A 14,379-nucleotide genomic window follows, 5' to 3' on the forward strand; every position below is an offset into this window, starting at 1 on the left:
ACACATGCGGCCGTGCGGCCGGGGGCCTCCGCACGACCGCACTGTTGAGAGGCCGGCGGTAGCAGCGAAGGTTCGAACTGATATTTTTCGGCGACCCCGTAACGCGAGCATCGAGCGAACTCAATACCGGCCTCGCCCGGCGCGAAAAGGTTGGCAAGCCAGACGACTATGAGCGTGCCAACTTGGATGGCCGGCGCGCCCACATCTGACACCGTCCCAAGTTGGGAAGGTCATCGAACCGTACCCCAGGATCGACCCAAGTTGAGACTGTCGGCAAACCGCGGCTGGCAGCGTCCCAACGCGGGAAGCTCAGCGAGCCGCACTTGACACCGTCCCAACTTGGAAAGGCCTGCGATCCGCGCCAAGCAACGTCCCAACGTGGGAAGGTCGATGAGTCGCGCCGGCAGCGTCCCAACTTGGGAGGGTCGGCGAACCGCGCCGGGCAACGTCCCAAACTGAGAAGGTCAGCGAATCGCACCGGGAAGCGTCCCAACTTGGGAGGGTCAGCAAGCCGCGCCGGGACGCACCGGGGAGCATCCCAACTTGGGAAGGTCAGCGAACCGCGCCGGGTACCGTCCCAGCTTGGGAACGTCAACGAGCCTCACCGGGTACCGTTCCAACTTGGGAAAGTGGCGAGCCGAGTCTGGCACCGTCCCAACTTGGGAAGAGTGGCGAGCCGAGCCTATACCGTCCCAACTTGGGAAGGTCGGCGAACCGCACCGGGTGCCGTCCCAACTTGGGAGGGTCAGCAAGCCGCACCGGGTGCCGTCCCAACTTGGGAAGGTCGATGGGCCACGCCTGGCACCGTCCCAAACTGGGAAGGTCAGCGAATCGCACCGGGAAGCGTCCCAACTTGGGAAAGTCGGCGAGCCGCACCGGAGAGCGTCCCAACTTGGGAAGGTCGGCGAACCGCACCGGGTACCATCCCAACTTGGGAAGGTCGATGGGCCGCGCCTGGCACCGTCCCAAACTGGGAAGGTCAGCGAATCGCACCGGAAGCGTCCCAACTTGGGAAAGTCAGCGAGCCGCACCGGAGAGCGTCCCAACTTGAGAAGGTTGGCGAACCGCACCGGGTACCGTCCCAACTTGGGAAGGTCGGCGAACCGCACCGGGTACCGTCCCAACTTGGGAAGGTCGATGGGACGCGCCTGGCACCGTCCCAAACTGGGAAGGTCAGCGAATCGCACCGGGCAGCGTCCCAACTTGGGAGGTCGAGCCGCGTCGCCCATGCTCAGCGTTCGGCAAAAAAAAGCCCGCTCGAAGCGGGCGTACTTGTAGGTGTACCTACTTGGGCTGGTGGTGGAACGTTTCGCTAATGAGCTGCCGGAGTTGCGTCTCCAGGGCCTCGGACAGGACTCCAGCTCTGATCTTCACCGTGAAGCCGTTGACATCCTTTGTAATGGAACCAGCCTGTTCCCTGCCGGAAAAGAACTTGTCAATACTTCGCTCACTCGCGGAACTTGGCACCGATGCGCGCCGGGTTGCGAGTGCTTTGATAGCGCCAGCGACTTTCCCTTGCTCCATCTTTCCCGATGCTACGAGCGGCCAAATCTCTTTCGCAGCATCGTTGCCAGCTTCACCATACTTCCGAATCGTCGTGACAATGGCTTCGGCCGCGCTTCCGCCGAGCAGCCGCGGTTGAAGGTCGAGATCCTGCAACACGAAATCCGGCAACTGCGCGAAGCTAAGGAATCGATAAAGACCGCTCTTGGACAGGCCAAGCGCCTCTGCAAGTCGTACGCGGGACGGAAATTCCTTCTCCGTGCGCCGGACCGACAGCGCGATTTCATAGTCAGAAAGATCGTCGCGACTGATATTCTCGACCATGGCGAGCACCGCCATATCCGCATCAGAACACTCCACGACCACGGCCTTGACGGTGTCGAGCCCAAGCATTTTGTGCGCGCGCCACCGGCGCTCCCCTGCCACAATCTGGTAGCCGGATTCACCGCGGCGTACCACGATCGGCTGCATGAGCCCCACCTCACGAATCGACTCTGCAAGCTCCGACAGCTTGGCTTCACTAAACACGCGCCGGGGCTGCCATGGATTCGGCACGATGTCGGCGACAGCGAGTTGCGACGCGACGCCGGCTGCCTCCAACTCCTGGACACGGAGTTGCGCTACGGCGAGCGCCCCGGTAAGGCCAGGCGCCGTCTGGGTCCGCTCGCTACGCTTGACTTCGTCCTGCTGAATCGCCGAGGTCTTGCGGATGCCCGCCGTCTTAGCCAGCAGCTGTTCTCGCATATTGCTCATTGCGCGCTCCTCCATTTCTCTGCATAGATTTCATCCAACCACCGACAATAGTCCATAATCGGCTGACGCACGCGCTGCAGCGACTTGGCCGCGCTATGCGTGCTACTCACGTCGAACACTGTCGAGAATGCCAGTGCCCCGGTGCTCATCACCGAACTCGCTGGCACTTCGATCGAATGCAGCCACTTCTCATAAGCGCTCTGCGCCCAGGCACGCACAATGGGTGCCGACGAGGTGCGCCCATAATCGACCTTCGAGAGCAACAACGAGACGAAGTCGTATTTCTTGTCGGCTTCATACTTGATGAAGCTCTTGGAGACGTCTGAAAACAAGCGCCAGAACGACAGCGAGCTGATGAAGTCGAGGTTCTCAGGAACCATCGGCATCACCATCGCGTCTGCCGCCAGCAAGGCGTTCAGGTTCATGTAGGAAAGCGAGGGAGACGTATCCATGAGGATATAGTCATAGTGCTTGCGCAATGGCTCCAACCCTTCTCTCAGTACCGTCCAAAAGCGAAAGCCAGGTTTGATTTTCTGCATCGCGGGCAGATGGAACTCTGCCCCAATGAGCTCGGTGTGCGCCGGGATCAGATCAAGGCCATCCCAATAGGTTGACTGGATGCTTGCCTGCAGTCCCCCCTCTATTTGCTGGTCGTAGATATATGGCAAGACCGTGTCTTCTGGCGTGACATCCTTCTCGGCATACAAGCCACACAGTTCCGAGAGTGAGGCCTGAGGATCCAGGTCGACAACCAAGACTTTTCTGCCACGCAATGTCAGCCCCTGAGCCAGGCACATAGTCGTGGTCGTCTTTGCCGAGCCGCCCTTGAGCTGGGCGGTAATAATGATTTTTCCTTCGGGCTCTCGCGTGCCTGTGACCAACGGCGTCTGGTAAATGTCGGAGACCTTCTGCACCCAGATGCGTGCCTCCTCGAGCGTGAAGGTTCGGGTACGCCCAGTACCGGCAGCCTTTCCGGGTGGCAATTCGCCGTCTCCCTTGGTCGCGAGGTACTGAACTTGCGAGTGGGAGATGTTGCAGAGGTCTGCAATCTCCCCCGTCTTGAAAATCGGTGCGGTTTTTCTCGGCCGCGGTGCGAGAATCGTCTCGCGAAGTTCGTCTGTAAAAATGGTGACCTTTTCCGCGAACTGGGATATCTGCTCTAGCGGTACCGTTCGGTCGACTGCTGGAAGTTGGCTCGTTTTCACCATTCTGAGGTTTATCCGGATAACTCGATAAAGCTCAGAATACAGCAAACGCTTGAGCAACGGCTCATAAATCGCTGTTTTCTAAGCAAAATTTCTTTGAAAACAACGATTTTGCCTAACTTTTAGGCAACCTCCGGACGTCTTGGGATTCACATGATGGCTTTGGACAGCCTTGGACATCCCTCGACTTATAAGCAGACCCAAAAGATGGCACAAATGACCTCACCTTCAAACGGTTCATCGACGTCGGCCACCGGCAAGGTGAGGTCGTTTGTGCAGTTCGGAAGAACTGGAGAAGTGAACTTGGCGACCCCCGGCACAATGAGCCTCACCTTCGCTCCCATCCAGTACAAGGTGGTCGGAGGTTTGATGTGGGGAGAGCACCTAGTAAGCGCGACCGCACAATCCACCTCACCTTTGCACGACCCATACAAAGAAAGACGTGAGGCAAAAGCAGAGATGGTGAGGTTCTTTGTGCTGCTTTCCAGCATGGGATTAGCGCTGGAGACTCATCACGTCGCAGTGACGACGATTTCTAACCGACTAGAGTGCAGCAGGGGGCACCTGTTCGCCAAAACACAATGGACCTCAGCTCCTTTGAGAGGCGAGTCCCTTTGGCGGAGTCACGGTGAGGTTTATTGTGCTGGGATCAACCTCGGTAATAGTCAGCACAAGAAACCTCACCTTCACCTCATGCACAAGGAACCTCACCATGCGATTGAGCGCGGACTTGGCCTATCCAAGTGGCCCGACATGGACTCCCCAGCGAACCTCTTGCCAACTTCGGCGCAGTCCCGGTCAGAAACCACGACAACAGGGACACAGAAATGGGTACGCACGTGTGTAAATATCAATAGCTCGATCGCTTCGTGACTGCAGGCGCCGTGTTGGTTGGATGTTTTTTGAAGTAAACAACCAAGCCAACAAACAGAGAATCACGAAATCGTTTTTAATCAAAGACTTAACCCTCGAAAGGTGAGGTTAGCTGTGTCACTGGTGAGGTTCTCTGTGCTGCCAAGGTGCGGTTTACTGTGTGGCGCTGGTGAGGTCTATTCCGCGACAGGGTGAGGCTCATTGTGCAAACACCCCGAAGGTGAGATGTATTGTGCAGCACATGTGGACAAGTCCGTTTTGCCCAGGCGAGGCCATGGTTCGAACCACACGCGTAACGGATATTGGTGAGGTTCGTTGTGCGGCTGGTGAGGTTCGTTGTGCGCGTCACTCCGAACTGAGCCCACAGCGCGACGGACCAACGTGAAGGTGAGGTTTGTTGTGTTGACAGGACCTCACCATCACATGCTAGAGTCGCCCGAGAACAAGACGAGTGAGAAGACGAGTATGGAGACGGACAATCCAGTGGAGGTCAAAGCGAGAACGACGCCTCGCCAAATGGCGCTGGCATTGTTCGAAGACATGTTTGACCTCGGGTTGCCCATCAATGAGGCAAACCGGGAAATCGGCTATCAGCGCAATAATTTCTTCACAGAAATTGTCAACATGGGGTTGGCGGCGCGACGGTTCCTGGATGCCGCGTATTTCATCGTGGCACAAGAACCGGAGGTCCCAGACCAATACGATGTCGAGCTGAACTACTTCAAGTGGTTGATGCGCTATGACAGCCGTAACCTGAAGCACCTGCGCACCATCGCGGACGAAGCGCAGAATGCCAAGGTCCGAGTCACCAATACACCGTCAGACCGTGAGCCGGATGAGAACGATATCTGGGTCCAGGTCCAGTTGATCGGCATGGTGGCGATGCACCGCGGCCGCGTCCGCTTCGATGTGCATCACAGCTTGATCCCGCATATTCGAGACCCACGCAAATCTCACTGGCTCAGCCTTCGAATCTCAACGTCTTTTACCCGCAGCCTGGCGCGCGCGATCTATGACAAGGTCCTGCCAAGTGTGCCCAACGGGCGTACAGACTGGATCAAGCTCGAAGAGATGCGGACCTGGCCCGGAAAGATGGGCGCGAACGCGACCATCTTTAAATACTTCAAGCGCGACTGGCTGGAGCCGGCAGTTCGTGAGATCAACGAGATCTCGGATATCGAGCTCACCTATGAGACCAAAACCGAGTCGACTTCTTCGAAGAAGGTCGACCGGATTCGCTTTCTCCTCAAGCGTAAGGACACGGCAGACGCCGTCATGGCAAGCCTGTCCGATGCCAGCCAGATCTATAAGATCCTCAAGGAAGAGTTCAACCTCTCAACCCGTCAGTTCGGCGAGCTCTCCGAGAACCGCGAGACATGGAACGATGATCGCATCCTCCAAGCGATCGAGTACACGCGATTCAAACTCAATCGCGGTCAGATAAAGAAGAGCCCCGCTGGCTATTTGATGAAGGCCTTGCGCGACAACTGGCGCATGTCAGAGGCCGAAAGGACGATGGTGCAGGTCCAGACCAAGCTGCTCGTCGAGGAAGAACAGAAGGAAGCCGCGAAGATCGCGATCAAGACTAGTGTGGAGCGCAGTGTTGCCTCGCGTGATGACGAGACTCGTGCTCGCATGAACGACGAATCGCGGCAGGGCCGTGAGCACTTCGGTGCGACCGATACCAAAACGCGACAGGAGTTCGTCCGGGCATGGCTTGCCTCGCGCGAGGGCAAGCTTGTGTTGAAGCGGATGAGGTTGGAGGCATCGTCCGTATCCGAAGACATCATCCTGGCGAACTCAGAGTTGGCCTGGTACTTGGGCCAATTCGTGTTTGGGCGATTGACGTCGTCGCGCGCATAAAGACCGCAATTCTCTTACCCGGCCGATCTCGCCAGCGGGTTGAGCGTTTGTTTGCCGATCACCGCCCAGCCGCTCTTGCAGCCCTATTTACGCGGACTGCCAGGGCACGGGCGCGGCGCCATCAATACGTCACGGTGAAGCGATGGCAGCACGAGTGGAGCGCCCCCCCATTGTGAACATACTCCAAACTGCGCTCATGCGCGTCGAAGCACGCAATTTGTCCGGGCCGCCGCACCTTTCAAGTGCGACTGAAGACCTCGAATCGCCTCCACACGCGTTGTAGCGCAAAACTGGATACCGGCAATCACGCACTTCAAACCGATTGAGGCGCAGGTCTGGCGAGTACTAGGGAACGGAGATGCTCGATAGCGTCGCGCGCCCTCGTAGAGGAAGGCGGGGTCGCCTTTGCTACCGGCTGCGAATCGTCTAAGGACAGCCCGGCTGCAGCCCTGTCCATCTCAATGAGCCATTTGTGCCCCCGAGCGTGCCCCAAAGAACTTCGAAGTCCGTTGGTCTCGGTGATCACAATGGATGCCGAGTCGACCTCGTAAATCCGCCCGCACGGCGCTGACACCCGCTTGCCGCGGTACCTCTCTACGAGTTGGGCGACCTGCTGCTGCTCCAGAGCCGCTCTAGCCGTGGCCGCGCGCTCATCTTCCTCTCGAGCCTTCTGCACTCGGGCTATATGACCAAAGTCGATGGGCCTTTCGAGCAGCGACTTAAGGTAGGCGAACAGCTCTCGCCCTCGGAGTGGCTTCAGAGCATGGCCGGCCACCGACACGATGTCCGAGAGCCGGTGGCCACCGTTCCGAGCAAGCCGCATGAGTAGAAACAGTCCAGATGCTTTGAGCTCTTGTTGTTGCACTAGTGGCACCAGATCGAAGGGCACTGCTTGATTGTTAATTCGCACAAAGGATCCCGACCCGGGATGTTTCTTCGTAGAAGACTGCTTGGGGTTGTTTACGCCGCTCACTCGTGAGAGAGGTGCAGAGCAGAGCCCTGATCCCACTGGAGCGATCTCGTGATCCATAGTGGCGCTAAACTGCCGATTCGCCATCCCAATGTGTTGGAGCAACTTTTCAGTGAACGCTATTCGCCCAACTACGTGGAGATTTGCTCTTGTGCGTTGTTGACGTTCACGCTCAATCAAGCCGGCTCGCTCAAGCGCTCCAAGCGCCCGATAGACGGTGGCCTCGCTGATCGCAAGGTGCCCTGCAATCGTCGCCTTCTTCAAGAAGGCGAGCGCCGTGGGGTCCGACTTGTTCAGCGCAAAGCGTATTAGCGTGGCCAGTACCTGCCGCGTCGTGATGTGCAATGCCCGAAACTCTTCGGACTCATAAGCCAATGCAATCGCTCTAAGGATGCGTTCGGGCAGCCGGTCGGCGTCACACCTCGCAGCTTTGGGTCGCTTAGTATTTGTGTCGACCGCGGCCAGAGAATGCGGCGCAGTGCCGCATGACGACTGTTTTCGGGCGAACGAGTGCCCTTCGAAGCCTGAATACATCTTCGCTCAAGTCAAACATGTGGAAACGAGCGTTGACAGCGAAGAGAGAGCTCCATACACTCGAGCCGTCGCTGGTCGAGAGGTTGTTGAAGCTAAGTCTTCGCTTACACGCCTTCTTTTCAAGCAAGAGCCTGGAGCGCCAACTCCAGGCTTTTGTTTTTTCAGAGCTACTTATGGGATCAAGACTGGCCTCCAAAGATTGCTAGGACGTCGGCCTAAGCGCAGTGGATTGATGACCGCGAATACGAGCGGCGTTCTGGGGCGATGCTCACGGGCAACCCGATTTGAGGGGCACGAGCGAAAATCTGCAGTGAGATCCTGGGGCACATGTTCACGCCGTTAGCAGTCAGCCCCGACCAAGTCGTTGTGTGCCGTCGATAGAACAGCGTGCGGCGTGAAATGACGGAAGTCCACCATGCAGGAAGTCACAGCGTTTGCGCGATCGTCTGAAAGGTCATCAGGTCGCTAGTGAAACGCCGTTCGAGTGCTGCGTGACTGAAGACCTGCGCCACATTCGCGGCGTTGCCACAATCTGGAGACCATCGCTGGTCAGATAGTTTGAGCATCATTCCAGCCGCGCCTCAAGGACGAAGCGTGAAGTCGGATTCTTCTTTGCCGTGCTGATCCGCAACTGTGCGCGAGCGCGTGTCACCGCTACATAGAACAGCCGCCGCTCTTCAGACTCGGTGCTTTTTTCATCCGGCACCACCGTTTCTTCGGCCCGGATGATCCATACCCGATCCCATTCGAGCCCCTTGGAACTGTGCATGGTGGTGAGAATGAGCGCGTCGGGCGCGGGCTCGTTATTGTCGCGGCGTAGGAAGTCCAGGCGCTCGGAGAATGGCCCGTTGAGCCGCGTGAGAACGTCGTAGGTCGTGGTAATGGCGCGCTTGGCCTGATCCATATCGGTGTGTTGCAACATCCACTCTCGCACCCCTTCGAGCACCAGCGAGTAGAACTGCCGGTCACAGAGAGATCGCCATTCCGCGAGCCGCTTCATCAGTTCACGGTACCGGTCAGCAGAATTCTCGGACAGGCCCATTTCGAGCAATTCCTTCTTCTGCCGTTGGTCCGTACTCGCACGGCCCTTTCGGTGAATGAGCTTGAGCTCTTGCGTGCCGATCCCGGCAAAGGAGAGCAGGGCGTCGACCCCGGCCGTCTTGGTCTTCTGCACCAGTTCAAGCAGGTTGCAGATCAACGCTGCCTCGGGCCGGTTCAGAATCGACTTGCCGGACGCCCGGTAATACTTGACGCCGTGCGATCGGCAGACGGCTTCTACGGGATCGAGAATCCGGTTCGTCCGCGCGAGTACTGCAGTGGACTGGCCTTCCCGCAGCGCCGGCGCAAGGTACTCCATGGCGGCCACCGCCTCGGCGTACTCATCCGGATAGCGCTGGAACAACACCTCGCCGCCCGGTCCCTTGTGCGCGACCAACTCCTTGGGAATCCGGTCGCGGTTGTTCCGGATGATCCTGTCGGCCGCGCCAAGGATCTCCGCGTAGCAGCGGTAATTCTTTCCCAACACCACCGGCTGCGCCTCGAACTGTCGAATGAACGATTCCATGCCGCGGAAGCCCAGCGCCGAGCGAAAGCCGTAGATGCTCTGGTCGTCGTCCCCGACCACGGTCACGATCGACCCGGCCTGGGCGTGCAATGCAATCCACTGATACTGCAGCGGATCCGTGTCCTGAAACTCGTCTACAAGCAAATAGGTCAACGGGTAGGGCGCGATGGTGCCGCGCTGCATGCCATCGACCGCCAGGCGAAGCATGTCCTGGAAGTCGATCTTCCCGTTTCTTTCCAGTGCGTCCTGATAGCTTTGGTACAACAGCGCCTCAGGGGTGTCAGCTTGTACCTGGCCGAAGTTGGTCTTGATTGCCTCGATGGCGGCAATGGCGTCCTCCACCTTCCAATCCAGTCCCGCGTCAGCGAGGACCTGGATGAGCAGACCAGTGCGGTCGCCATCGGTCGCAATGTCTGGGGCGCTCTCGCCCCCTCCACCCAACTGCCTGTACGCAAGCGAGTGGAAAGTACCCGCAAGCAGCCGCTTCTTGGCGCCCGGGCCGGCTAGCGCCAGGATACGTTCGCGCAGCTCCAATGCGGCATCCTTGCTGAACGTCACCGCTCCAACCGTTGCGTCGAGCTCGCCGAGGAGCATTGCCGCTTTGGTGGCAATGGTCTTAGTTTTCCCCGCGCCCGGGCAGGCGACCGCGACGCAATGCCGCCGCAGTTCCACCACTTCGCGCTGCGCCGGATTCAGTTCATCCAGCATGAGCCACCTTTTCATCGGGATAGAGGATCACAACAATATGATCCTCCGCGCCGCGCCAGTGGATCCCCTCGTCGTCGCGGATCACGAGCGTGCCGGACTCTTCATCGTGGGAAAGGACCACGCCTTCGCCGAATGATGCGAGATCGGTCTGGAATTCCACGGTAGCGTTCACAAGGCTCATGTTGGAGCAGTAGGTATTGGAGAAGTGTGCCGCCCATCTGACGAAGGGCGGCCAGGCATCACTCAGACGCCGCGAACTGTTGTCATCAGCTTCAGGTGAGTCATGTAGCTGCGCAGGCCGAGCGGATGGAAGGTCCGCAGGAAACGCGCGACTTCATCGTTGATATCGGACTGGTCGCGAATGCCGTTCCACACCATGAAGTCGAACTGGTCCATGGCGCGATCGAACTTTGCGAGGAGGCCCAGCACCCGCATGGAGAAGCGCGAATAAGCTTCCACGGTCAGGTTCAACGAGGGCACGGTGACGGTCGGCTCAAACACGATATCGTTCTTCGCGCGCATCTCCGCCTCCCGTTGCGTGCGCAGTGCCTCGGCGACGCGCAACTGCCCGTCGACATAGTCTTCCAGCCTGGACAGCGTGCGCTCGAAGTAGTCCTCCAGCGTCGCCAACTCTCCCTTGGCAAACGTACTGCTGCCGAAGCGTTGCAGGTTGATGCTCATGCGATTCATGAACGGCCACCACTGTTCGAACAGCGGGCGCAGACGCGTGTGATTGAGCTTGATGGCGACGGGCACGACAGCCGCGCCGGCAAGCTGCCGCGTGAGAATCTGGCTGCCGATCTCGCGGCGCCGACGAATGATCGCAGCGCGGTCCTCCGGCTTCAGATCGCGAAAGCGCTTGCGCGTGTTGGCGACCTCGGCCTTCTTTTCCTCGGCTTCCGCCGAAGTGATTAGGCCTTCCTTACGCAGCGTGTCGGCTGCGGCGTCCATCTCCAGCAGCTCGCGCTCGAGCGAGCCATCGTCAGCGCCATCAGTCGCGCCGGCCGCGGCGCCTGCCTCACCTATTACGGAGGTGGCGTGGGCCAGAGTGTCGGCCGCAGCAGCGTGCAGGGCTTCGTCCTGCGGAGTGACAACGGCGGTGTCGGTGATGGTGGTCATGCGGTTTCTCCTGAAAGGACCCCCAAGATGGGCGATCCGCGTTGAATGTATGAAAGTGCGGTAGAGCAGGTGAGTACGGCTAACGGTTCACGTGAAACGAGGCGGCGAGGCGCCAGGACAGGCTCCCTACGCCCGCGACGGCAAGCGTCCATACCGATGCGGGCAGCGAGATCGGCAGGAGCATTGCCACGGCACTGAGGCCCATTGCAGCAAGGAGGCCGTGTGCGGCCAGGTGGAAGCCAACAGGGCTTGCAACGCCGGCGGCAGCCGCCCGGATGCGTCGCTGGACCGCGCCGTCGTTGAGCATGACGGCGGCAAAGATCAGCGCGCCCCCTCCCCAGTTGCCGGCAATCGTGGCCCGATACACAGCGCGGTACAGTTCCATCCAGAAGCGTTGCATCCAACCCGCGGCAAAGCCGGCCGAGCCACCGTCGCCGACCACGGACTGGTTGGTGGAGCCCGCACAGGAGCGTCGGATCATGCCCGAGTCGACAAACCAATCGCGAAAGCGCTGGTTGGCGCGATCGGCCAGCGCAGCGGCCAGATCCTCCCCAAAGACTGATTCGACAGATGCCTGTTCTGCCGCGTCAACTTCGAACTTTGCGCTGTCGGGCAGGAGGGGCACGAGTGTCGCCATTAATACTGGCGTGACGACCAGCCACAGCCGCATGTGGGAAACGAAACGACTATTGGACATATCAGCGCAGTAGGGAATGAAGCGCGAGACACGGAATCGCGAGCAAGGCGAACAGGCCGCCCCAGAACAGCACAGGGCGGGACTGCTCGACTTTCAGCAGCGCCAAGGCGAACGCATGGCGACCGTTGGCGAACATCTCCGGTACCACGGCATTCGGGTCGCTAGAGCGAACCCAGGCCCGCATGTCGTCCACCTCGACGCGCGTCACGCGGGCGAGCCTAGCGATGAGCGAGTTGGCTACAGGCATCGTATTCCTCGAAGTAGCGGCGGAAGGTCGGTCCCTTGAGGACGCGTGCGGCCAGCTGGAAGGCGGCGCTGCGCGGCGTGATTGGCTCGGGGCAGGGCTCATCGACCATACGGCAGACATAGCCTGGCGCCTGGCGCGCCTCGAACAGCGGGATCGGCTCCAGGAACGGCGCCCAGACCACGTATTTCTCGCCTTTGAAGGCGGCGTAGCGCTTGGCATACAACTCGTGCGAACGGCCGAATAGGCCGCGCATGAAGGCGATGTTGCCGGAGCCCTCCTTGCGCTCGGCCTTGTAGCCGGCCAGCGCATCTACCAGCATTTCCTTCACCAGCGGCTCGTCGCGCACGATGAAGTTCAGGCCGATGAAGTCCACGAGACGGGTGCAGACGTCGTCCAGCTCCGGGAAGCAAATGAACACGGGCGACAGCTTGGCCGAGAGCTTGTGCTCTTTGACGATCTGGCGAAACAGGCTGGTCATGCGAACTTATCCTTCGATGATGGGAATGCGACCCTGGTAGACGGCGCCACCGGAGACCCGCAGGAAGTACTGGAGATTGGGCAACTGCGTAATCAGGCGCACGGGAATCAGCGGAACCTTCTCAAGTTGCCGGGAACGCGACACCGACCCGCTGAACTCGCCCACGTGGGCCTCACTGCCGGTGCTCGTCGTGCTCGACTGGACGATATTGGTGATGGCGGTTTCGCCCACCTTGTCCGAGAACCACTGCGCCGTGTCGGTGTCTTCCAATCGTAAGATGATCTGGTTGTTGAGGTTCGCCAAAACCTGCAGCATTTTTGCTGCGTTTCCGAGTTTGGCCTCCAGATCGGACCGGCTCTGGAAGGCGACGAAGGCCTTGAAGCCCGCGCCGCGCCCCTTGTTGAGAATCTGGATTACCTGCTCGTTGATCGCCTCGGCCACCTCGTCGATGATGAGGACGACACCGGGTGGCTTGTCGTAGAAGTTGTAGATGGTGCCGGCCACCGAAGCGATGTCGGACAGGATCATCGAGGCGATAGCCTTGGCGACAATGCTGTTGGACATGGAATCAAGCCCGACACACAGCACCGCCTTCTGCTTGATGATCTTGTCGATGTCCCAGATTTCGCGGTCGTCCTCGAAATCGTCCGCCTTTGGCGCGAGCATCAATCCGGTCTCGCCGGTCGCCAGCATCTGCAGCAGCGGCAGCGCCGATGCGATGATGCGCATGTAGTGCTCGCGGTCGTGTGTGAAGGTCGAGACCAGGCCATCGATCGACTCGTGTCCTTGCCCGACATTGGCGAAGCGCTGGAGGTAGAGCTGCACCATGCCGTCGAGCACCGTTGCGCCGCTCTTCTGGCCGAGCTTCTGCATGAAGCCGTTGACCTCTTCCTCCCAGTCGGCCAGTCCGTGTTCGGGGAAGAAACGCTTGAGGCAGCGCTCCAGCAAGTTATTGATGCCGGACTGCGCGTAATTGAGGATGGAGCGCAGGTTGGGCTTGTCGCCGACGTACAGCTCACCCTTGACCGCGCGGTCGATGAAGAGAAACGCGAAATCGCGGAACGGGCCTTGCTCCATCAGCTGCGCGATCCGACTGGGGATCTCCGAAGGCTGCGACCAGTTCTCCAGTGGATTCAGGCGAATCGATTCAGAAGGCGCGGCCTGCTTCCAGTACAGAAACTTGCGTCCGGTGCGCTCGCATTCGCGCTTTACACGGTCCTTCAAGTCCCGGTCGTTCTTTGGATCAATGATAATAATCACGTCCTCGGCGTTGTGGATCACCTGCGTTGCAATGAGCTCGTAGGTACGAGTTTTGCCCGCGCCGGTGGTCCCGCCGACCGCAGTATGTCCGCCCAGTGCCTTGTAGTGCAAGGGCACCGGAGCCTTGTTCGGCTCCATACCGTGGATCCATGACTGCCCTTGTGGCGTATGGTCACGGATGCTCTGGGCAGGGCCGAAACGGGCCTCGATCGCACTGCTGACTTTTGGTGGCAACCACCGCGGCAGGCCGGGGATTTCGGAGGATGGCATACGCAGGATGTCGTGCGCGATCTGGCAATGCTTCTGTGTCCACTCGAAGCCCGTTCCGAGATACATGGCGTCGTCGCTCTTGCGCAGCTTGGCGCTTGCAGAGAGCAGTTGGTCGATGTTCACCTTGGCGAGCCATTTGGTCGAAATGGCCATGCGAAATGACAGTGCTCGCCAGACCTGGGTGCTTCGCCAAAGCAGCATCGCTACGCATGCGGCGGCGAAGTATCCTGCATGGGGCATGCCAGACGCAGCAATCAGAGGAACACTCCCGGCCCATCCGGCAGCGGCGCGCGCCTCGAACATCGGGCGAAAGTGGTTGATGTACTTGGTCATGG

11 protein-coding genes are annotated in these 14,379 nt (G+C 59.4%); 2 read left to right on the forward strand and 9 right to left on the reverse strand.

Annotated features, from left to right (window positions below):
- Positions 1–1,284: 1,284 nt before the first annotated feature.
- Both ACIGJC_RS29820 and ACIGJC_RS29825 read right to left on the reverse strand, forming a co-directional pair.
- Complete coding sequence (locus ACIGJC_RS29820; protein ID WP_483715151.1) at positions 1,285–2,256, reverse strand: ParB/RepB/Spo0J family partition protein; 972 nt, start codon at positions 2,254–2,256, stop codon at positions 1,285–1,287.
- Entirely contained in the window at positions 2,253–3,464 is a 1,212-nt protein-coding gene (locus tag ACIGJC_RS29825) for a ParA family protein (RefSeq protein WP_483715153.1), read from the reverse strand. The genes ACIGJC_RS29820 and ACIGJC_RS29825 overlap by 4 nt, the downstream gene beginning before the upstream one ends.
- A 1,335-nt stretch (positions 3,465–4,799) precedes the next feature.
- Here ACIGJC_RS29825 and ACIGJC_RS29830 point away from each other — a divergent pair.
- Both ACIGJC_RS29830 and ACIGJC_RS29835 read left to right on the forward strand, forming a co-directional pair.
- Positions 4,800–6,197 carry a replication initiation protein gene (locus tag ACIGJC_RS29830; RefSeq protein WP_483715155.1) on the forward strand — a complete coding sequence of 466 codons (1,398 nt, stop codon included), beginning with the start codon at positions 4,800–4,802 and terminating at the stop codon, positions 6,195–6,197.
- Positions 6,198–7,218: 1,021 nt separating this feature from the next.
- Positions 7,219–7,479, forward strand: coding sequence for a hypothetical protein (locus ACIGJC_RS29835; protein WP_483715156.1), 261 nt, complete (start codon positions 7,219–7,221; stop codon positions 7,477–7,479).
- 787 nt (positions 7,480–8,266) lie between these two features.
- Here the strand turns inward: ACIGJC_RS29835 and ACIGJC_RS29840 are convergent.
- The 7 genes from ACIGJC_RS29840 to traD form a co-directional block, all read right to left on the reverse strand.
- Entirely contained in the window at positions 8,267–9,973 is a 1,707-nt protein-coding gene (locus ACIGJC_RS29840) for an ATP-dependent helicase (protein WP_483715158.1), read from the reverse strand.
- Positions 9,963–10,133, reverse strand: a complete 171-nt coding sequence (locus ACIGJC_RS29845) for a hypothetical protein (RefSeq protein ID WP_483715159.1) — start codon at positions 10,131–10,133, stop codon at positions 9,963–9,965. Before ACIGJC_RS29845 ends, ACIGJC_RS29840 begins: the two co-directional genes overlap by 11 nt.
- Before the next feature lie 83 nt (positions 10,134–10,216).
- Positions 10,217–11,092 (reverse strand): ATPase, encoded by an 876-nt coding sequence (locus ACIGJC_RS29850; protein ID WP_483715161.1) that lies wholly within the window; start codon positions 11,090–11,092, stop codon positions 10,217–10,219.
- Positions 11,093–11,171: 79 nt separating this feature from the next.
- Positions 11,172–11,789, reverse strand: a complete 618-nt coding sequence (locus tag ACIGJC_RS29855; protein WP_483715162.1) for an IncC plasmid conjugative DNA transfer DtrJ family protein — start codon at positions 11,787–11,789, stop codon at positions 11,172–11,174.
- A 1-nt stretch (position 11,790) separates the two neighbouring features.
- On the reverse strand, positions 11,791–12,036 hold the full coding sequence (locus ACIGJC_RS29860) for a hypothetical protein (protein WP_483715215.1): 246 nt from the start codon (positions 12,034–12,036) through the stop codon (positions 11,791–11,793).
- Entirely contained in the window at positions 12,008–12,514 is a 507-nt protein-coding gene (locus ACIGJC_RS29865; RefSeq protein WP_483715163.1) for a hypothetical protein, read from the reverse strand. The genes ACIGJC_RS29860 and ACIGJC_RS29865 overlap by 29 nt, the downstream gene beginning before the upstream one ends.
- 6 nt (positions 12,515–12,520) lie before the next feature.
- Positions 12,521–14,377 (reverse strand): conjugative transfer system coupling protein TraD, encoded by a 1,857-nt coding sequence (gene traD, locus ACIGJC_RS29870; RefSeq protein WP_483715165.1) that lies wholly within the window; start codon positions 14,375–14,377, stop codon positions 12,521–12,523.
- Positions 14,378–14,379 lie beyond the last annotated feature (2 nt).

It is taken from the genome of Cupriavidus sp. C3SS-1 (assembly GCF_057073755.1).

Bases quoted from the DNA above. Each gene is read 5' to 3' on its own strand.
- ACIGJC_RS29820 (WP_483715151.1), bottom strand. From the start codon at position 2,256: ATGAGCAATATGCGAGAACAGCTGCTGGCTAAGACGGCGGGCATCCGC.
- ACIGJC_RS29825 (WP_483715153.1), bottom strand. From the start codon at position 3,464: ATGGTGAAAACGAGCCAACTTCCAGCAGTCGACCGAACGGTACCGCTA.
- ACIGJC_RS29830 (WP_483715155.1), top strand. From the start codon at position 4,800: ATGGAGACGGACAATCCAGTGGAGGTCAAAGCGAGAACGACGCCTCGC.
- ACIGJC_RS29840 (WP_483715158.1), bottom strand. From the start codon at position 9,973: ATGCTGGATGAACTGAATCCGGCGCAGCGCGAAGTGGTGGAACTGCGG.
- ACIGJC_RS29850 (WP_483715161.1), bottom strand. From the start codon at position 11,092: ATGACCACCATCACCGACACCGCCGTTGTCACTCCGCAGGACGAAGCC.
- ACIGJC_RS29855 (WP_483715162.1), bottom strand. From the start codon at position 11,789: ATGTCCAATAGTCGTTTCGTTTCCCACATGCGGCTGTGGCTGGTCGTC.
- ACIGJC_RS29860 (WP_483715215.1), bottom strand. From the start codon at position 12,036: ATGCCTGTAGCCAACTCGCTCATCGCTAGGCTCGCCCGCGTGACGCGC.
- ACIGJC_RS29865 (WP_483715163.1), bottom strand. From the start codon at position 12,514: ATGACCAGCCTGTTTCGCCAGATCGTCAAAGAGCACAAGCTCTCGGCC.
- traD (WP_483715165.1), bottom strand. From the start codon at position 14,377: ATGACCAAGTACATCAACCACTTTCGCCCGATGTTCGAGGCGCGCGCC.